This window comes from Novosphingobium sp. HNCC26BN242 (assembly GCF_057180525.1).
Genome location: NZ_JBXUGM010000005.1, coordinates 19,013 through 37,580, shown reverse-complemented (window position 1 = coordinate 37,580; position 18,568 = coordinate 19,013). Strand labels below are relative to the sequence as shown.

Annotated in this window: 24 protein-coding genes; 13 read left to right on the top strand and 11 right to left on the bottom strand. The window is 61.6% G+C overall.

Features of this window, described 5'->3' with window-relative positions:
• The first annotated feature begins 2 nt into the window (after positions 1-2).
• Both cydB and AC2A1F_RS17320 read left to right on the top strand, forming a co-directional pair.
• Positions 3-1,028, top strand: coding sequence for a cytochrome d ubiquinol oxidase subunit II (cydB, locus tag AC2A1F_RS17325; RefSeq protein ID WP_484210029.1), 1,026 nt, complete (start codon positions 3-5; stop codon positions 1,026-1,028).
• The gene (locus tag AC2A1F_RS17320) at positions 1,028-1,141 is read left to right on the top strand and encodes a DUF2474 domain-containing protein (RefSeq protein WP_484210028.1); all 114 of its coding nucleotides are present in this window, start codon (positions 1,028-1,030) and stop codon (positions 1,139-1,141) included. Before cydB ends, AC2A1F_RS17320 begins: the two co-directional genes overlap by 1 nt.
• A 13-nt stretch (positions 1,142-1,154) precedes the next feature.
• On the opposite strand, the gene guaA is transcribed toward AC2A1F_RS17320, so the two are convergent.
• Both guaA and AC2A1F_RS17310 read right to left on the bottom strand, forming a co-directional pair.
• The gene (guaA, locus tag AC2A1F_RS17315; RefSeq protein ID WP_484210027.1) at positions 1,155-2,714 is read right to left on the bottom strand and encodes a glutamine-hydrolyzing GMP synthase; all 1,560 of its coding nucleotides are present in this window, start codon (positions 2,712-2,714) and stop codon (positions 1,155-1,157) included.
• Between the two features lie 105 nt (positions 2,715-2,819).
• Positions 2,820-3,059, bottom strand: a complete 240-nt coding sequence (locus AC2A1F_RS17310; protein WP_484210026.1) for a hypothetical protein — start codon at positions 3,057-3,059, stop codon at positions 2,820-2,822.
• Between the two features lie 108 nt (positions 3,060-3,167).
• Between AC2A1F_RS17310 and gluQRS the strand changes: the two genes are divergently transcribed.
• From gluQRS to AC2A1F_RS17280, 6 genes are all read left to right on the top strand, one after another.
• A complete protein-coding gene (gluQRS, locus tag AC2A1F_RS17305) occupies positions 3,168-4,013 on the top strand; it encodes a tRNA glutamyl-Q(34) synthetase GluQRS (protein WP_484210025.1) in 846 nt (281 codons plus the stop codon).
• Positions 4,010-4,240 (top strand): hypothetical protein, encoded by a 231-nt coding sequence (locus AC2A1F_RS17300; protein WP_484210138.1) that lies wholly within the window; start codon positions 4,010-4,012, stop codon positions 4,238-4,240. The genes gluQRS and AC2A1F_RS17300 overlap by 4 nt, the downstream gene beginning before the upstream one ends.
• A 20-nt stretch (positions 4,241-4,260) precedes the next feature.
• Complete coding sequence (locus AC2A1F_RS17295) at positions 4,261-4,821, top strand: cob(I)yrinic acid a,c-diamide adenosyltransferase (RefSeq protein ID WP_484210024.1); 561 nt, start codon at positions 4,261-4,263, stop codon at positions 4,819-4,821.
• Positions 4,822-4,900: 79 nt separating this feature from the next.
• Positions 4,901-5,773 carry a 3-hydroxyacyl-CoA dehydrogenase NAD-binding domain-containing protein gene (locus AC2A1F_RS17290; RefSeq protein WP_484210023.1) on the top strand — a complete coding sequence of 291 codons (873 nt, stop codon included), beginning with the start codon at positions 4,901-4,903 and terminating at the stop codon, positions 5,771-5,773.
• Between the two features lie 53 nt (positions 5,774-5,826).
• Entirely contained in the window at positions 5,827-6,123 is a 297-nt protein-coding gene (locus tag AC2A1F_RS17285) for a hypothetical protein (protein ID WP_484210022.1), read from the top strand.
• A gap of 104 nt (positions 6,124-6,227) precedes the next feature.
• Positions 6,228-6,668 (top strand): thermonuclease family protein, encoded by a 441-nt coding sequence (locus AC2A1F_RS17280; protein ID WP_484210021.1) that lies wholly within the window; start codon positions 6,228-6,230, stop codon positions 6,666-6,668.
• Here AC2A1F_RS17280 and AC2A1F_RS17275 read toward each other — a convergent pair.
• Positions 6,665-7,300: a TetR/AcrR family transcriptional regulator gene (locus AC2A1F_RS17275; protein WP_484210020.1), complete on the bottom strand. Its 636-nt coding sequence runs from the start codon at positions 7,298-7,300 to the stop codon at positions 6,665-6,667. The two genes, AC2A1F_RS17280 and AC2A1F_RS17275, sit on opposite strands and share 4 nt — an antisense overlap.
• A gap of 161 nt (positions 7,301-7,461) precedes the next feature.
• On the opposite strand from AC2A1F_RS17275, the gene AC2A1F_RS17270 reads away from it, so the two are divergent.
• On the top strand, positions 7,462-9,216 hold the full coding sequence (locus tag AC2A1F_RS17270) for a bifunctional metallophosphatase/5'-nucleotidase (RefSeq protein WP_484210137.1): 1,755 nt from the start codon (positions 7,462-7,464) through the stop codon (positions 9,214-9,216).
• 132 nt (positions 9,217-9,348) lie between these two features.
• Positions 9,349-9,648: a GIY-YIG nuclease family protein gene (locus AC2A1F_RS17265; protein WP_484210019.1), complete on the top strand. Its 300-nt coding sequence runs from the start codon at positions 9,349-9,351 to the stop codon at positions 9,646-9,648.
• A gap of 88 nt (positions 9,649-9,736) precedes the next feature.
• On the opposite strand, the gene AC2A1F_RS17260 is transcribed toward AC2A1F_RS17265, so the two are convergent.
• From AC2A1F_RS17260 to AC2A1F_RS17245, 4 genes are read right to left on the bottom strand one after another with little or no spacing between them, the layout of a single operon-like run.
• Positions 9,737-10,141: a hypothetical protein gene (locus AC2A1F_RS17260; RefSeq protein ID WP_484210018.1), complete on the bottom strand. Its 405-nt coding sequence runs from the start codon at positions 10,139-10,141 to the stop codon at positions 9,737-9,739.
• Positions 10,142-10,148: 7 nt separating this feature from the next.
• Entirely contained in the window at positions 10,149-10,982 is an 834-nt protein-coding gene (locus tag AC2A1F_RS17255; RefSeq protein ID WP_484210017.1) for a DUF1295 domain-containing protein, read from the bottom strand.
• Positions 10,982-11,587, bottom strand: a complete 606-nt coding sequence (locus tag AC2A1F_RS17250; RefSeq protein ID WP_484210016.1) for a lysophospholipid acyltransferase family protein — start codon at positions 11,585-11,587, stop codon at positions 10,982-10,984. Before AC2A1F_RS17250 ends, AC2A1F_RS17255 begins: the two co-directional genes overlap by 1 nt.
• Positions 11,588-11,631: 44 nt before the next feature.
• Entirely contained in the window at positions 11,632-12,288 is a 657-nt protein-coding gene (locus tag AC2A1F_RS17245) for a ferritin-like domain-containing protein (protein ID WP_484210015.1), read from the bottom strand.
• Positions 12,289-12,394: 106 nt separating this feature from the next.
• On the opposite strand from AC2A1F_RS17245, the gene AC2A1F_RS17240 reads away from it, so the two are divergent.
• Positions 12,395-12,817, top strand: a complete 423-nt coding sequence (locus tag AC2A1F_RS17240; RefSeq protein ID WP_484210014.1) for a DUF983 domain-containing protein — start codon at positions 12,395-12,397, stop codon at positions 12,815-12,817.
• On the opposite strand, the gene AC2A1F_RS17235 is transcribed toward AC2A1F_RS17240, so the two are convergent.
• Positions 12,814-14,349, bottom strand: a complete 1,536-nt coding sequence (locus tag AC2A1F_RS17235; protein ID WP_484210013.1) for an acyl-CoA synthetase — start codon at positions 14,347-14,349, stop codon at positions 12,814-12,816. The two genes, AC2A1F_RS17240 and AC2A1F_RS17235, sit on opposite strands and share 4 nt — an antisense overlap.
• A gap of 171 nt (positions 14,350-14,520) precedes the next feature.
• Between AC2A1F_RS17235 and AC2A1F_RS17230 the strand changes: the two genes are divergently transcribed.
• The gene (locus AC2A1F_RS17230; RefSeq protein WP_484210012.1) at positions 14,521-15,204 is read left to right on the top strand and encodes a polyamine aminopropyltransferase; all 684 of its coding nucleotides are present in this window, start codon (positions 14,521-14,523) and stop codon (positions 15,202-15,204) included.
• A gap of 135 nt (positions 15,205-15,339) precedes the next feature.
• Positions 15,340-16,149, top strand: coding sequence for a DUF6454 family protein (locus AC2A1F_RS17225; RefSeq protein WP_484210011.1), 810 nt, complete (start codon positions 15,340-15,342; stop codon positions 16,147-16,149).
• Between the two features lie 30 nt (positions 16,150-16,179).
• On the opposite strand, the gene AC2A1F_RS17220 is transcribed toward AC2A1F_RS17225, so the two are convergent.
• From AC2A1F_RS17220 to AC2A1F_RS17210, 3 genes are all read right to left on the bottom strand, one after another.
• Positions 16,180-16,797: a hypothetical protein gene (locus AC2A1F_RS17220; protein ID WP_484210010.1), complete on the bottom strand. Its 618-nt coding sequence runs from the start codon at positions 16,795-16,797 to the stop codon at positions 16,180-16,182.
• A gap of 53 nt (positions 16,798-16,850) precedes the next feature.
• On the bottom strand, positions 16,851-17,852 hold the full coding sequence (locus AC2A1F_RS17215; RefSeq protein ID WP_484210009.1) for a sterol desaturase family protein: 1,002 nt from the start codon (positions 17,850-17,852) through the stop codon (positions 16,851-16,853).
• 144 nt (positions 17,853-17,996) lie between these two features.
• Positions 17,997-18,545 (bottom strand): hypothetical protein, encoded by a 549-nt coding sequence (locus AC2A1F_RS17210; protein WP_484210008.1) that lies wholly within the window; start codon positions 18,543-18,545, stop codon positions 17,997-17,999.
• Positions 18,546-18,568 lie beyond the last annotated feature (23 nt).

Here is an 18,568-nt window from a genome sequence, read left to right as displayed (position 1 = left end):
CCATGGCCTATAACTTCGATCTGACTGTGATCTGGGCGTTCATCATTGCCTTTGCGGTGTTCGCCTATGTCGTAATGGACGGGTTCGATCTGGGTATCGGCATCCTCTTCCCCTTCTTTGCGGTGGGGGAGGAACGCGATCAGGCGATGAATTCCATCGCGCCTGTATGGGATGGCAATGAAACTTGGCTCGTGCTTGGTGGCGGCGGCCTGTTTGCGGCGTTCCCGCTGGCCTATGGCATCATCCTGCCCGCCACCTATCCGCTAATGATCGCCATGCTGCTCGGCCTGGTCTTTCGCGGCGTCGCCTTTGAATTCCGCTGGCGCGATCCGCGTCACCGCGCGCTGTGGGATGTGGCCTTTACGCTGGGATCAGTCGTGGCTGCCATGGCACAAGGCATGATTCTGGGCGCGATCCTGCAAGGGGTGACTGTTGTTGAAAGCGTCGAGGCGGGCGGCTGGGCCTATGCCGGAAAGTGGCTCGATTGGCTCACACCCTTCAGCCTGCTCACCGGGCTTGGCGTTGTGGCAGGCTATGCGCTGCTGGGCGCAACATGGCTGAACTGGAAAGTTGAAGGCACGGCGCAGGCCCATGCCGTGCGGCTGGCGCGTATTCTTGGTGTTATCACGCTCGTGGCCATGGCCGCGGTCAGCGCTGCCACGCCGTTCCTCGACTATGCCTATTGGCACCGCTGGTTCGAAATGCCCGGCATATTGTTGACCGTGCCCGTCCCGTTGCTGGTGATGGCCGCTGGCTTCACGTTCTTCAAAAGCCTGAACGCCGGGGGTGAACGCCTGCCGTTTGCCTTGGCGCTGGGGCTGTTCCTGCTGGGCTTTGCGGGCCTTGGGATCAGCATCTTTCCCTACATCGTGCCCGATCAGATCACGATCTGGGATGCCGCTGCCCCGGAACAGAGCCAGATCTTCATGCTGGTCGGCACGGTCTTCATCATGCCCGTGATCATTGCCTATACCATCTGGGCCTATTGGGTGTTCCGCGGCAAGGTCGGCACCCATGGATATCACTGATGGATGACGCTCCCCTGTGGCAGCGGCTGGCGTGGCTGGCAGCCATCTGGACCGCCAGCGTCACCGCTCTCGGCATCATCGCATTCATCATCCGTACGTGGCTGAAGGCTTAGGCGACCAGCCCGGTCACTCCCACTCGATCGTGCCGGGCGGCTTGCTGGTGTAGTCATAGACCACGCGGTTGATGCCCTTCACCTCGTTGACGATACGCGTCGCCACGCGGCTCAGGAAAGCGGCATCGAACGGATAAATGTCTGCCGTCATGCCATCGGTGCTGGTCACGGCGCGCAGGGCACAGACGTTGTCGTAAGTGCGGAAATCGCCCATCACGCCCACGGTCTTGACCGGGAGCAGCACGGCAAAGGCCTGCCAGATCGCATCATAGAGACCCGCGTTGCGGATTTCTTCAAGGTAGATTGCATCAGCCTTGCGCAGCACATCGCAACGCTCGCGCGTCACTTCGCCGGGGATGCGGATGGCAAGGCCAGGGCCGGGGAAGGGGTGGCGGCCCACGAACACATCGGGCAGGCCCAGTTCGCGGCCCAACGCGCGCACTTCGTCCTTGAACAGTTCGCGCAAGGGTTCGACCAGCTTCATGTTCATGCGTTCGGGCAGGCCGCCCACGTTGTGGTGGCTCTTGATTGTGACCGAAGGCCCACCGGTGAAGCTGACCGATTCGATCACGTCCGGGTAGAGCGTGCCCTGCGCAAGGAAGTCCGCACCGCCCACTTGGCGTGCCTCGGCTTCGAACACGTCGATGAAGGTCTTGCCAATGAACTTGCGCTTGGCTTCGGGATCGGTAACCCCGGCCAGACCGCCGAGGAACAGGGCCGATACGTCCTTATGGACCAGCGGGATGTTGTAGTGGTTGCGGAACAGGCTGACGACCTGCTCTGCCTCACCCATGCGCATCAGCCCGTGGTCGACGAAGACGCAGGTCAACTGGTCGCCAATGGCTTCGTGGATCAGCACGGCCGCCACCGCCGAATCGACCCCGCCGGAAAGCCCGCAGATCACGCGGCTAGAGCCGACCTGTTCGCGGATTTCGGCAATCTTGGTCTTGCGGAATTCCGCCATCGTCCAATCCCCGGTGCAGCCACAGACGTGGCGCACGAAGTTGGCGATCAGCTTTCCGCCATCAGGGGTGTGGACCACTTCGGGGTGGAATTGCATGCCGTAATACTTCTTTTCATCGTTTGCGATCACGGCAAACGGCGCGCCGTCTGACACGGCAACGATGCGGAACCCCGGCGCAAACTGCGTTACCTTGTCACCATGGCTCATCCACACCTGATGGCGATCACCCACCGCCCAAAGGCCATCGAACAACACGCAAGGTTCGGTCACTGTCAGAAAAGCGCGGCCAAATTCGCCCGAATCGCCCGGCTCCACTTTGCCGCCTAGCTGCTCGCTCATCACCTGCTGGCCATAACAGATGCCCAAAATCGGCAATCCGCTGTCAAACAGCACTTGCGGCGCGCGCGGGGATCCATCGGCCGGCACGCTGGCGGGCGATCCTGACAGGATGATGCCCGTGGGCTTCATCCGGTGAAACGCCGCTTCGGCCTGCGTGAACGGGGCGATCTCGGAATAGACCCCCGCTTCGCGCACACGGCGGGCGATTAGCTGGGTTACCTGGCTGCCGAAGTCGACAATAAGGATCGATTCTGAAGGCTGGATGCTCATGCGTGGCCGATAGTGGCATGGGCCAATTCTGTCCAGATGGTGCCAGAAATGTGACAGTTGCGTTACATGCAACTGGAGTTGCCGCGTTCGCACTTGCAGCATACGCTATTCGGCGTATTTGGGCGGCAGTTCCGATGCTTCCAGCCCACCCTGCCGGATGAACACGAACTGGGAGGATACCTGCAAGGTGAACCACAACAGGAGGTACACCATGCGCAAGCTTACTGCTATCGCGCTTCCGTTCATCTTCGCTGCTGGTCTCAGCGGCATGATGTTCACCGCCACGCTCGTCTGAGCGCGGCCCCGGTAAAAGGCTGGATGGCCAAAAACCGGACGGAACGCCAAGCACCAACACAAAAGCGGCTGCCCCAGTGGGGCAGCCGTTTTGTTTATGATGCGCGCACTTTCTGTCGGGCTTCTAACGGCCTTTCACTCGCGCTAGGTTGATCGGCTATGACCGTCACCCGCTTTGCTCCCAGCCCCAATGGCCCGCTCCATCTGGGACATGCATATTCCGCAATCGTCGCCCATGACCGGGCAAAGCGCGATGGCGGGGAATTTCTGCTGCGGATCGAAGACATTGATGGCACCCGCTCCCGCCCCGAACTGGCCGCCGAATTCCGCGAAGATCTGAACTGGCTTCGGCTCGATTATCGTGAGGTCACACCGCAATCCTCACGCATCGCCAGCTATCGCACCGCCGCCAACGAACTGCGCGCGATGGGCATTCTCTATCCCTGCACCTGCACCCGCGCCGAAGTGGCCGCCGCAGCAGTTGCCCATGGCCCTGATGGGCCGCTCTATCCCAGCACTTGCCTGCGCCGGGGGCCGGTGCCCGGGCCGGATGTGGCTTGGCGGCTGGACATGGAGCAGGCGACTGAACTCGCCGGGCCGCTAGAGTGGAGGGACGAGCGCCACGGCGTGCAACATGCGCGCCCCGAGATATTCGGAGATGTCGTGCTGTGGCGCAAGGATGCGCCTGCCAGCTATCACCTTGCCGCCACATTGGATGATGCCGCCGATGGCGTCACCCATGTGACGCGCGGCGTAGACCTGTTTCAGGCCACCCACATCCACCGCCTGCTGCAGCACCTGCTCGGCCTGCCCGTGCCAATATGGCACCATCATCCCGTGCTGGTGGAGGCAGACGGCCGCAAGCTGGCCAAGCGGCGCGATGCCCCGGCATTGGCTGATCGTCGGCGCGCTGGCGAGGATGGGCGCGCTGTCGCAGCAGAGGTCCGCGCTACCCTATTTGACACTGGTATTTCACTGTCTGACGCCATAGATCAATGGCCATGAAATACTTCCTGATCCCGCTCATCATCATTTTTGTCGTGCTCACCGTGGTGTCGCTCGTGCGCGGGATCATTGCGTTTCTGAACAGCACCAAAGAAGACCTGAACCGCGATCCGTCCGAAGGAGCGACCGCGAACCAGCTTCTGCAAAACAAGATGATGTTCAACCGTATCAAGTATCAGGGGCTGGCCGTGGTAACGGTGGCTATTTTGCTTGCCTTCGCACGCTAAACGCAAGAACGGAATTGGCGATGGTAAAGCTCAACAAGATCTACACGCGCACCGGCGATGATGGCACCTCGGGCCTCGTTGATGGATCACGCCGCGCCAAATATGACGCGCGGATGCAGGCCATGGGTGAGGTGGACGAGGCCAACAGCGTGCTGGGCCTTGCTGCGCTGGTCACCGATGATGCAACCACCGCCACGCTGCAGCGTATCCAGAACGCTCTGTTCGATCTTGGTGCCGATCTGGCCACGCCGGGCGAGGATTTTGCGCCATCGGAAATGGTGCTGCGCATGGTCGCCAGCCAGGTCGCGTGGCTAGAAAATGCCATTGATGCGCTGAACGAAAGCCTGCCCCCGCTCACCAGTTTCATCCTGCCCGGCGGGTCCGAAGCTGCAGCGCGCATCCACGTCGCACGCGCCACCGTGCGCCGCGCAGAACGCAGCGCGGTGGCACTGGCCGCCGCAGAGCCGGTTAATCCGCAGGCGCTGGCCTATCTGAATCGTCTGTCCGACTACCTGTTCGTGCTGGCCCGCGCGACCAATGCGGGCAATGACCCGCTGTGGGTCCCCGGCGCTTCACGCTAACTCGTGCTAGGCATAGGTAGACTTGCGCCAATCTGACCGTTAGGCACCGCGCCAAACAGCAAATTGGCGAGGGAATCACATGATCAAGACAGTGGCGGTCATCGGCGCAGGCCAGATGGGTTCGGGCATCGCACAAGTCTCTGCACAAGCGGGCATGAAAGTGCTGCTGGGCGATGTATCGATCGACCTTGCCGAAAAGGCGAAGGACAAGATCGCCAAAGGCTTGGCCAAGCTGGTGGAGAAGGGCAAGATCGAAGCCGCACTGGCTTCCTCAACCGTGGCCAACCTGCACAGCTTTTCCGATCACGCGGCCCTTGCCGAAGCCGATCTGGTGATCGAGGCCGCGACCGAGCGCGAGGACATCAAGCACAAGATCTTCGAATCCGCTGGCAAGCATCTGGCACCCCACGCCATCATGGCGTCGAACACTTCGTCGATCCCGATCACCCGCATGGCCGTATCCTCGCCCGATCCGCAGCGTTTCATCGGCATTCACTTCTTCAATCCGGTGCCGTTGATGAAGCTGGTAGAGGTCATTCCCGGCCTTGCCACTTCGGTCGCCACGATCGAATCGGTGCGCGATTATGTGGCCAATATCGGCAAGGAAATCGTGCTTTCGCAGGATGAACCGGGCTTTATCGTCAACCGCATCTTCGTGCCCTTCATCAACGAGGCGGCGTTCGTGCTGGGCAGTGGCACTGGCTCCATCGTCGATATCGACAAGGGCGTGAAGCTCGGCCTCAATCACCCGATGGGGCCGCTGGAACTGGCGGATTTCATCGGGCTCGATACCCTGCTCGAAATCATGAAAATCTACCTCGCCTCGACCGGTGACCCGAAGTACCGCCCTGCACCGCTGCTGCAGAAGTATGTCGAAGCAGGCTGGCTGGGCCGCAAGTCGGGTCGGGGTTTCTATGACTATTCGGGCGATGTGCCGGTTCCCACACGGTAAATTGGAACAGGAGGTTGGTCAGGGCGTAGTCTCTTCACACAAGGAGACATGCCATGACTGACCCCAATGATCCGGCACCCGAAACCGTCAACACCGAACAGGAAGACGGTGAGGCGCAAGCCCAGACCGTTGCCGAAGAAGCGCTTGCCCGCGCCACCAGCGTTGTGGGCGAACAGGACTTGGGGGATCGTGTGCCAGGACAAGGTGACGATACTGGCAGCATGCCCGATCTGGTTGATCACATGAAACAGATGGTCAGCAGCGGCATGATCGACATGAGCGCCTATCGCGGTGAGCGCAACGATGATGACGAGGACGGCATGCTGGGTGACGGCGGCGAGGAGGACTGACTCCCGTCGCCTTACGGCGTTGGAGACGTATTACCCCTTAGCATCAATGCTTTAAGGGCGAATACGGAGGCGAAGAACAAACCCGGATCATCCAGAGTCCGGGCATGAAAAGCCTCTTCCGCATCACCGCCACGCTTGCGCTTCTTTTGCCGTCTGCCGGTCCCTTGCAAGCAAGATCACCCGATGCCGAAGCGGCCCGGTTTGACCAGTGCGGTGCCGGGCCACGCATAACCTGTGTGGTTGATGGAGATACGTTCTGGCTCCAAGGCACAAAGATCCGCATCGCCGACATCAACACGCCTGAAGTCTCGCAGCCGTCCTGCCCGGCAGAGGCCGCACTCGGGCAGCGCGCCAAGGCACGTCTGGTCGAACTGCTTAACAACGGGCCATTCGCTCTGGAAGTGCAGGGCCGCGCGACCGACCGTTACGGCCGCGCACTGCGCATCGTCACACGCAATGGGCGCAGCCTTGGCGCCATCCTTACCGCAGAGGGACTGGCCGAGCGCTGGCAGGGCCGCCGCGGCAACTGGTGCGCAAACGCCTAGGCAGCGCGCAGCCCGGTCAGCGCCTTGGCCCCACGATCGGTGGCCGACAGCCCATCGAACAGAGCATCAATGATCCGGGCCAGTTTGTCCTCGCTCAGCCGCTCCATGAACATCGTCATGGTCTGCAGCGCGCAATAGGGCGCACACATCTGGTTGATCAGGCTGATTGTCTCATCCACCTCAAGCCCGGCAAAGGCCCCGTCGCTCATCCCCTCACCGATGATTTCGCCCAGATAGTGGTCGGCAAGATCGATGTAGCTGCGCACTTGCTCGAAATAGTCGCTGCCCACCTCGATATAGGTCTGCAGCTTGACCGGATCGTCCTCCCACTTCTTGCGCATTTCCACAAAACGGCGGGCGAAAAATTCGTACAGTTTGCGCCGTGGCGGCAAGTCGCTGGCCAGCACCTCTTCCATGATGGCAACCATCGGCTGGAACCAGTGGTCGGCAATGGCCTCCATCAGGTCTTCGCGCGTTTCGAAATAGCGCGATAGGTTCGCCTGGCTGATCCCGGCCCGTGCGGCCAGTTCGGAAAGATTGAGTCCTGCGCCGCCACGCTCCTCGATCATGGCCTGCGCCACATCCACCAGCCGCGCCCGCATGGCTGCATTGTCAGAGCCGGAAAGTGCCATGGCGGAATCGCGTGTCCTGAGTTTGAGAGCGAGCGGGCAGTGTAATGATGTCCGCGTCCGCCGACAATGGCCGCGCATACGAAGAAGGTGCGGTTGCGCCTTCAAAGCATCACGCCGATGGGCTAGGCGGAGACGCAACCCCTTCCAAGGTCGTCCGTTTCATGCCCAGATCGCTCCATTCCGCTGTTGCCCTGCTGCTTCCAACACTTCTCGCCGCATGCGCCGCGCCCATGGCGAGCAATGCGCCAGTAGAACCAGTGCCAACCGGGCCGGTTGAAGTGGGCATCATCGGCCTCAACGATTTCCACGGCGCGCTGGAGCCGCCGCGCCAGTCGGTCAACGTGGCCGATGGCAAGGGCGGGGTGATCCCGGTTCCGGCAGGCGGCGCGGCGTGGCTGGCTTCGGCCATCGATTCGGTCCGCGCACGCCATCCGCAATCGATGACGGTATCTGCCGGAGACATGATTTCCGCCTCGCAACTGGCGTCCTCGCTCTATCTCGATGAACCGGCCATCGGCGTGATGAACCGCATCGGCGTGGATTTCAACGCGGTGGGCAACCACGAATTCGACAACGGCCAGCAGGAACTGCTGCGCAAGCAGACCGGCGGGTGCGAAAAGTTCACGGCCAAGGAACCCTGTGCGCTGGAGCCGTTCACCGGCGCAACCTTCAAATACCTCGCCGCCAGCACCAAGCGGGCCGATGGCTCCACACTGTTTCCCGCCACCGGCCTGAAAACCTTCGGCACCGGCCGCAGCGCGGTGACCGTGGGCGTGATCGGGCTTACGCTGAAAGGCACGCCCAACCTCGTCAGCCCCACCGGCATCATCGGCCTGACCTTCGCGGACGAGGCCGACACGATCAACGCCGCCGTGCCGCAGCTTAAAGAGCAGGGCGCGGACGCAATCGTCGTTCTGATCCACGAAGGCGGGCGCACCAAGGGCGAGCCGAATCCGCAGGGTTGCGAGAACTTTGCCGGAGACATCCGCCCGATCCTTGACCGGCTGGACACGCGCGTCGACGTGGTCGTTTCGGGCCACACGCACTGGTCCTATGTCTGCGATTACGGTGCGCTCAACCCGGCCAAACCGTTCCTGCTGACCAGCGCGGGCGTCTATGGCGCGCTGGTCACCGACATCACGCTGCAGATCGATCCGGTGGCCGGGCGCGTGGTTTCGAAAAGGGCCGAAAACGTGATCGTGCAATCAGCGCCATACACCTCGTCACGCGGGCCGCTAGCCAATACACCGCTGTTTCCGCAGTTCAGCCCCCGCGCCGATGTGGCGGAATATGTGGCGAAATACGTCGAGGCCTCAAAGGCCTATACCCAACGCCCCATCGGCAAGCTGGACCGCCCCGCGCCAAAGGCTGATGGCCCCGAAGGCGACGCCTTGCGCAACCTGATCGCCGACGCCCAACTGGGCGCCACGCGCGATGCCGGGGCGCAGATCGCCTTCATGAACCCCTTCGGCATCCGCGCCCCGCTCGTGCCCACCGCCGACGGCACGCTGACCTTCGGCGACATTTACCAGTGCCAGCCCTTCGGCAACAACGTGGTGACGCAAAGCATGACCGGCGCACAGATCAAGGCCGTGCTGGAAGAGGGACTGGACGACACCGGCCCCAAACAGGCACTCGCCCCCTCCACCGGCTTCGTCTTCACCTATGATCCGGCGCGGCCTTCGGGCGACCGCATCGTCTCGATCACGCTGGACGGCAAGCCGCTGGATATGGCGGTGACCTACCGCGTGACAGTTAACGGATTTCTTGGGCTGGGCGGCGATGGCTTCTCAGGCTTTGTTGGCAAGCCCGATACGGTAACGGGGCCGACCGACATCGATGCGCTGGAAAGCTGGATCAGGGCCGTGCCAGTGCGCGGCGTGCCTCAGGAGGCACGGGTGGTGGTGAAGGGGTGAGCGAAGTAAAGCGGGACCCCGGGTCAAGCCCGGGGTGACGATAGATTTGCGTTAAGTATCTTTTTTACGATCCCACCCCATTCCCGTCACCCCGGGCTTGACCCGGGGTCCCGCTTCCTTCTTCCTCCCGCAATGGACAGAGAACGGAAAGGCGGCTGGGTCTACATCATGGCCGACCGTTATCGCGGTACCATGTACGTCGGCGTCACATCCCACCTCGCCGCACGCATCCACCATCACCGCGAAGGCACCGGCTCAGACTTCTGCGCCCGATACGGCCTGAAGCTGCTGGTCTGGGCAGATCGCGGCGACCGCATCGAAGACTGCATCGCGCACGAAAAGCGCCTCAAACGCTGGCGCAGGGAGTTAAAGTTCAACCTGATCGAACGCGGCAACCCGGACTGGCTGGACCTTTACGACGTGCTGGTTTGACAGGCCGCGCAAAGAAAAGCGGGACCCCGTGTCAAGCACGGGGGGACGGGAAGGGGTGTATGGTCGCGGTTCGAATATTGCGTTCACACTAGCGAGATACGAAGGTCCAGATGGGCCGCGCATAGTGATCACGATTATCGGTCAAATCGATGTCATCATCTTTTACGGGCAGCTTGATTCCTACCGCATCTTTAAAAAGGCATTCATAGTCTGTCGCCGTCAGGCTTTTAGTCTTTATGCGCAATGTAAGATCAATACCGGGCGTACCAACCATTTCAAAACTTTTGACGCATCCGCCGACTGCTTCGAGAAACTGAATTCTTGATTTTTCACTCCAATTAAATCCAGACGCAATAATCATCCCTGATTGATCGCTGCTGATTGTTGTGAGGACATGGCTTGTCAGAAAGGCAGCAGTCGATCCGAAAGCTCCTGCCGCGACCCAAAACAGTCGCCGTTGAGCAAGGCTTTCCACCCATCGTGGTGTGCGCATTTTTGGATTACCCCCGCTTCGGCCACCAAGGCACAAACCCCGAAGTCCGCTCCACGTAGGCCCGATACCCCGGCCGCCGCTCTTCCATGCCCTTTTCCAGCAGCGGCTTGCCCGACCACTTTGTCAGCGTGAAGGTCAGGAACACCGGGCCGATCACGCTGGCCAGCGCGACCCACAGGCCGGCGTCCGCGGCGGTGAGCCAGATGCCCCACCAGACGCAGGCGTCGCCGAAGTAATTGGGGTGGCGGGTGTAGCGCCACAGGCCGGTTTGCAGGACGCGGCCCTTGTTAGCGGGATCGGCGCGGAAGGCGTTCAGTTGCGCATCGCCCACGGCCTCGAACGCGATGCCCACCAGCCACAGCGCGGCCCCGGCAATCGCCAACGCACCCAGCGGTGCGGGCTTTGCGCTGGCCAGCACGCCCAGTTGTGCGGGCAGGCAGGTGATGAACAGCAGCACCGCCTGCGGGGCAAACACGAACTTCAGCGCCGCTGCGGCAAACCGCCCCTCCGCCTTGGCCTTCCCCAGCATTCTGGCATAGCGCGGGTCTTCGCCATGCCCGCGCCAGCGGGTGTAGAGGTGCCACGCCAATCTTGCGGCCCAGATTGCGGCCATCGCGGCGATCAGGCTGGCCCTTGCGCCGGGGCCTCCCGGAACATGCAGCCATGATATAAGCGCCAGCACGCCCATGCCGCCGCCCCACACCGCATCGATGAAGCTGACGTCGCCGATCTTCACCGCCACGCGCCACAGCACCAGCATTCCCACCACCAGCACGGCGGCGTTAAGGCCGAGCGCGACCCAGAGCGTGGGGCCGTGGGTGAGGAAGTGCAGGTCAGGCATCAGGCAATCTCCGGCAGGCTCTTCAACCCGCTGCCCGGATGGCGCGGTGTGACTTTGCTGTAGAATTCAAACAATTTGCGCATGTCTGCCGCATAATCGCCAGATGGCCAGATGGCCGGGCCAAGGCCCCCGGTTTTGTTGCCATAGTCCATCATGCCGATCACGATGGGGACGCCCGCCTTCAGCGCGATGTGATAAAACCCGCTGCGCCACTGGCCCACTTGGGAGCGCGTGCCCTCGGGCGCGATGGTCAGCATGAAGCGGTCGCGCCGCGCGAATTCGGCCACCATCGCATCGACCACATTGGCTCGCGCTTTCCGGTCAATCGAAACCCCGCCCATATCGCGCATGAAGCCACCCAATGGCCAGCGGAACAGGCTGTCCTTGGCCATGAAGTGCGGCTTGATGCCGATGTCTTCGGTAAGGCCAATGAAGTTGACGAAATCCCAGTTCGATGTGTGCGGCGCCGCCACAATCACGCAGCGGCCATCGGCAGGCGGCGCACCAAAGGCTGTCCACCCACGCTTGCGATAGAACCACACCAATGCCTTGCGCACCACGCGCGATAGCAGGCTGGGCCTGCGGTCTGTGATTGCCCCGTCCATGTCGTTCTCCCCGGGGTGAGACTAACGCGGGCGTAACGCTCTGTCTAACCCGTCACTGCGTCCGGCCATTCGACCATGCGCGGCGTAGAGCGCCGCAGGAACAGGCTGGGCAGTTTCACCAGCATCAGCGACTTGTGAATCCAGTAGTCTGCCCAGCGTTCACGCCACTTTGCCTTGGCGCGGCCTTGCGTGTCGAGCCAAGCGGCATAGGGCATCCAGTGGTCAGGCTCGTCCCGCTCCACCACTTCGAAAATGCGCTTCATCGCCTTGTCGGATCGCACAAAGCGGTTGGCCAACAGCACTTCCACCTGCCGTATCCCGCGCTGTTCGGTCAACATGATCACGCGGCACAGCTTTTCAAACGCATCTGGGCTGGCGATCACGCCCTGCGTGTCCAGATCGTCGATGCTGCAGCCGAAGACTTTGAAAATGAACCGGTCGATGTGGCCGCACGTGCTGTCCACTGCCAACGGCATCCGGCCCTGCAGTTCAAACCAGCGCTTGAACATCACATAGTGCTTGCGCTCGTCTCCACGGTGCTTGGCAATGGCGGCGATGAACCCGGGATCGTCCGGGCACCGCACCCGCACCGCCTCCAGCACCCGGTCCAGCGAGGTATAGCCGCGATGCTCATTATAGAGGTAGATCGATGCTAAGACATCGAGGAAGCGGTTGCGGAAGCTGTTCAGGGGGGATGGCACGAGATGACAATCGCATGACTGCGGCCGGCACACCATCTGTTCATTAGGACTTGCCATGGCGGGGCAGGGGCATAAGGCGATCGAACGTTATTCAGGACTCACCGCTATGGCCTTTTTCACGAAAAATCCGAAGTTTGACTGGATTTTCCAATCCGGCCTGAAAGGAACGTGTCCAAAGTGTGCCAAGGCCTCGATGTTCAACGGCTGGCTGAAACTGCGCAAGACGTGCCCGGAATGCGGCCTCGATTACAACTTCGCCAGTGCCGATGATGGCCCGGCATTCTTCGCGCTGTGCATCACTGCCTTCCCGCTCACGTTCCTCGTGGTCTGGGTCGAAGTGGCTTATGCCCCGCCATGGTGGGTGCATGTGATCACGTCGGTGCCCGTCCTCGCCATCGGCTGCCTTGCCACGCTGCGCCCGTTCAAAGGCTGGCTGGTCGCCTCGCAATATGTGAACAAGGCGATTGAAGCGGGCACTGAGAACCTCTGGGCCAAACTCCACGCGCGGGAAAAGGGCGAGGGTGGCTAAACACCCTCGAATGCCCGCCGATATTCATCGCGCAGCAGCCGCTTGAACAGCTTGCCGGTGGGCTCGCGCGGCAGTTCGGCCCGGAAATCGATCTGGCGCGGCATCTTCACGCGGGAGAGTTGCGGCCCCAGCCAGTCGGCCAGCTCCGCCGCCAGCGCCGGGCCTGCCTCGGCCATGTCGCGCGGCTGCACCACGGCCACCACCTTTTCGCCCATGTCCGGGTCGGGCGCGCCGATCACGGCCACATCGGCCACCTTGGGGTGCGTAATCAGCAGGTTCTCGATCTCCTGCGGATAGATGTTTACCCCGCCCGATATGATCATGAAGCTCTTGCGGTCAGTCAGGTATAGATACCCGTCCTCGTCCACCCAGCCCACATCGCCAAGGCTGGTCCAGCCGTGCCGGTTGGTGGCATCACGGGTCTTGTCGGGATCGTTGTGATAGGTGAATGGGCTGCCCCCTTCAAAGAACACCTGTCCTTCGGTCCGAGGCGGCACAGCGTTGCCATCGTCATCACAGATACGGATCGTGCCCAGTAGCGCGCGGCCGACCGAACCGGGGCGCTGTAGCCATTCCTGGCTGGTGATGAAGGTGAAGCCGTTACCTTCGGTCCCCGCATAATATTCGCGCAGAATTGGTCCCCAAAGGTCAATCATCGCCTGCTTTACTGGCACCGGGCAAGGCGCAGCGGCATGAATCGCGCACTTCAGTGACGATGTGTCGTACCGCGTGCGCACTTCGTCCGGCAGCTTGAGCATGCGCACGAAGTGCGTCGGCACCCACTGGCTATCGGTCACCTTGTAGCGCTCGATCAGGGCCAGCGCGTGCTCGGGATCGAACTTTTCCATCGCCACCACCGTGCCGCCCAGCCGGTGAATGGTCATGCTCCACCGCAGCGGCGCGGCATGATAGAGCGGCGCGGGCGACAGATACACCGCATCGCCGGTAATCCCGAAGGCTTGGCTCGCAATGCCTACCAGCGAATTGACCGCGCCAATCTCCGGGTCTTCGGGCAGGGGGATGCGCACGCCCTTGGGCTTGCCCGTAGTGCCCGACGAATAGAGCATGTCGCACCCGGCGCGCTCATCAGCAATCGGCGTGTTGGGCAGCGCAGCCAGCGCGGCGTCCAGCGACAGCGGCCCATCGGTATCGAACCGTAGCTGCACCACCTCCGGTGCGAGCTTCGCCACTTCATCCAGCACGGGCGCAGTCATGGCAGAACCGATCAGCAACCGACTGGCACTGTCGCGCGCGATATAGGCGATCTCGGGCGCGGCCAGCCGGCTAGATACCGCCACATAGACCAGCCCCGCGCGCTGCGCCCCCCACGCCAGCGCAAAGAAATCTGCCCGGTTTTCAAGGCACAGCGCAATCGTATCGCCAATCTGCAGCGCGCGCGCGCGCAGCAAGTGCGCAAACTGGTTCGATTTTGCCTCAAGCTCGGCGTAAGTCACAACCTCGCCGCTACCGCCCATGATCACGGCTGCGCGGCCAGGATTCCTCGCCGCATGATACTTCGGATGAAACTGCACCACGTGCATCCTCTCGCTCTCGGGCAGACTCGCGCTGCCTCTTGAGGAGAGACTTTAATCGATCAATTAAGCGGCGCAACCGCGATTTGCACCAACCCGCAGATCGGCCCCGATACCGCGCCCGCACAATCGGCCCTTGGCCTTTCCAGCGCCACCCCCTAAGCCGCGCTGATGATAGCACGCGAACTTCTTGGCACCGCGCACGTTCCCGATGGCGAAGAGATGCGCCTCTATGCCCATGACCGCGATTTCATGATCGTGGTTGGCAACAATGAACTGATGAGCACGCGCCAGAACGGCTCGGAAATCGCGCTCGCCACGCAAAGTCTTGAGCGCATTCCTAATGCAAAGCGGCCCGCGGTGCTGATCGGTGGCTATGGCATGGGCTTCACCTTGCGCGCCGCGCTCGAAAAGCTGCCTGTCGAAGCGCACGTTACTGTGGCGGAACTCGTCCCCGAAATCATCCAGTGGGCGCGCGGCCCGATGAAGACGGTGGAAGCCGGCTGTCTTGATGATCCGCGCGTGCGGCTGGTCATGGTCGATGTGGCCGATGTGATCTCGGCCAACGCCTATGCTGTGGGTGGCACCGGTTATGATGCGATCCTGCTGGATGTCGATAACGGTCCCGATGGCTTGGTCCGCACCGGCAACAGCCGTCTCTACAAGATGCGCGGCCTGCGCATGGCCAAGGATGCGCTGCGCCCCGGTGGTGTCCTGGCCATCTGGTCAGCCGCGCGCGATCCCAATTTCACGCAACGCCTGAAAGCGGCGGGCTTCAATGTTGATGAAGTGGAAGTGCGCGCCCGGTCCAATGGCAAGGGTGCCAAGCACGTGATCTGGTTTGCAACCGTCTAGCCCCACGTAGTATTCCGCAGGTGCGAAAAAGTCGCGTAATCTGCAACGCCATCGCAACACAGACTCTGATCTGCAACGCCCCCCTGCCAATCGCGGTCCGGGCCAGCACGGCCCGACCACAGCAGGGCCGATACCATGCTCGCAAAGACCTTACGGACAAGCCTTGGCGCGGCATTTCTGGCCATCTCATGCCTTTCTGCCGTTGCCGCTTTTCCGCTCAGCAGCCTTGTCGAACAGGCTACTCTGGCCGATGTTCTGCAGCTTGGCGGCAACCTGTTCCATGTTCAGGGCCTCGCGCTCGAACCGACGCGCATCTGGGCCACCTCGGTGGACAACACCCGTCACAGGGCGTGGCTGCATGAATTTGACCGCGCCACCGGCAAGGCCTTGCGCCGGATAGAATTGACCGACGGTGCCCGCTATCATCCCGGCGGCATCTCGGTGGCCGATGGCGTAATCTGGGTGCCGCTGGCCGAAATGCGGCCAAACAGCACGGCGGTGATCGTGGGAATAGACAGCACGACGCTGAAGATGCGCCGCCAGATTGCCGTGGCCGATCATCTTGGTTGCGTTGCTGTATCGGGCCGGAAACTGGTGGCGGGCAACTGGGACAGCCGCCTGCTCTATGAATTCGATAATGTCACCGGCGCCCAAGTGAAGGTCGTGCCCAACCCTTCACAGACCCGCTATCAGGACATCAAGTTCGAAGGCCACCATCTGGTAGCAGGCGGAAACCGCGATTGGCTCAGCGGCACGGTCGACTGGATCGATTGGCGGACGCAAAAGCTTGTGCGCACGCTTAAGGCTGGAGCGATTGGTCCGGTCCGGCCGTTCGGCCGCGGCGGACCGCTGACGGGTGAGGGCATGGCCATCGAGGGCAGCGATCTTTATCTGCTGCCCGAAGACGGTCCCAGCCGCTTGTTCCGCTATCGCCTGACGATTTGACGCGGGCGGGGCCAGTTTGGCCCAGATCACTCAGCCTTCGCTAAGCCGCGCGAGGAAGCGGCGGCGCACCAGCCACGGCTCGAGAAACCGCCCCACCACATAAAGGATCGCAAACAGCGCGGAAAAGACATAGGCCGCCGTCGCCGAAGGTTTGCGCTCCTTCTCCTTGTCCTTCTTGGGCTTTTCCGGGGCAGGGGCACCAAGCATCTTGTCGATGGGGTGCAGTTCCAGAGCCTTGGCCTCGTCCTTTTTCTTGTCTCTCTTCTCTGCGCCTGCGGCCTTTTTCTTCGCTTCAGCCTGCGCCAGCTGATACTCCCCGACCGCCAGTGTCAACTGGCCAAAGCCGATGAACAGCACGGGCAATAGAAAGCAGAAAAGCAAGGCCTTGCTGACCAGATGATAGCGCAAAGTCCTGCCCTGATCGGTTGCCACGATGGACAGGTCGCCGTCTTCAAACACCGAAAGCGGGTCTTGGGGGACCGGCGCTTTGCGGGTGAACGCTATCCCGTGCCCGATGCGTTCGTACGTCGTGTCCATCTGGTCGAGCATCGGTTCGATCCGGTCGAGCGCTTCTTCTGCGCTCTGGCCCTCGGGCAGCGGTACGCTATCGCGCACGTGCCAGATCCAGTCGATATAGCGCAGGTTCATTTTAAACGCCGAAGGGGCTGGCTGCTGCCAGACGTTTGGCGCCTCTGCACCGCTCATTCTGCCGGAACCGCTGAATCTGGCCCGGCAAAGCCGCCCTTGCGCCCGAACTTGGCTTTGATCGCCTTCCAGCCTTCGGTGAATGGATAGTGCATCGTCTCGCGGATCGACATGCGGCGGCCGCCTTCGATGCCGAGAATCTCCGCCTCGCCATCCACACACGTGCCAAACATGCGGTCAATGATTATCCACGTGCCGGAATAGTTGCTGCGGGTCGCTTCATAATCGCGCGAATGATGCACGCTGTGGTGTTCAATCGTGTTGAACAGGAAACGCCACCAGTTGGGCGTGTTGAAGCGCACGTTGATGTGCTGATAGATGCTCACCGTCAGGCCAAAAGTGCCCGCCAGCAAGAAGGCGCGCGGCAGGAAATCGAAGAAGCCGCCGATGCCAAGACCGATCAGGAACAGCTCAACCGGGTTGCCGACTGCGCCCTTGTTGATGTTCAACTGCGTCACGAAGTGATGCGGCGCATGGGTCAGCCACAGCGGGTGCCAGTTGTGCATGCCGCGGTGCATCCAGTACTGGCCGAAATCAAAGATGAACGAGATCAGGAAAGCCTGCAGTAGCAGTGGCAGCCCTGTGAACCAGCTGAACTTGTCCAGATTCCACTGTTCCTGCACCCAGCCGATCACCACGCCATCACCGATGAAATCATCGACAATGCGCAGCACGGTATAGCCAAGGCCGACATAGAACAGGTCGGTCACCAGCTCCTTCCACGTCAGCTGCCAGCTCTTATAACGCGGGTTGACCCATTCGAGGCCGAGCAGCAGCACTTTGAAGCCAATGCCAATGCCAATCGCGGTCGATGCCTTGGCGATGTCATTCGGCGCATAGTACCAGAAGGCCAGAAGCGCGAAAAATGTCACCGGCTGAAACCAGGTAAAGAAGGCCCGCTTGAACGGACCGCCTTCCACTTTGGGCAGGTTTTCCCAGCCCACGGTGACCGGAGATTCCGCCCCGATAATCCTGTTGCCTACGCGAGTGCCCACCATTGTGCATGACCCCGTATTACTCACTGGCTTTTCCAGTAATAATAAATGCTTAGGTAGTAATAACAGCAAATCACCAAGGCACAATACACGCCGAATGACGTATCTCTGCAAGCGCAATTCGCGCTCCCGATTCTATCCTCGCCCTCAGTCAAAGCCGGTCAGGACTTCGGCCCCCAGCAACCCTTTGGCATGGCGCAGCGTTACAATCTTGGGGCGCCCGGCCGTCCACTTGGCATGGACTGCCTCGGCAATGAAAACGCGGCCCTGAGGAAGGGCGGATCGCCCATGTAAGGGCTCAAGCCACGCCCAGTGATAAAGGCCCCGTCCGCCCCTGCTTGGAGTCGTGATTTCCAGCCGCATCAGTTGCATCGGCGTCTGCTTTTCCGGTCCCAGCGCGATGCCATTGACGCTGGGCAGCACGCCCACACTCCACACCGGCCAGCCCATCAGCGCCGTCACCGCGCAGAAGGTGGCCACGCCCTTGCGCACCTGCCGATCATCCGCTCGCCGCGTGACCAAACCCCACACCGCCGCGCCGGTGAAAGCCGTAGCCACAAGGCCGGCCAGTTTCAGGCCTGATCCCGGCGCGATATTGCGCAGCCACGATTCGCCAACGGTCAGGGCCAGCGCCATCGTGATCAGGATGGGCAGCGCAAAAGGCAGGACGCATTGGCCCAGCGCTGCGGGCGGCAAGACCGGCTCCCGGCGTTTGCGTC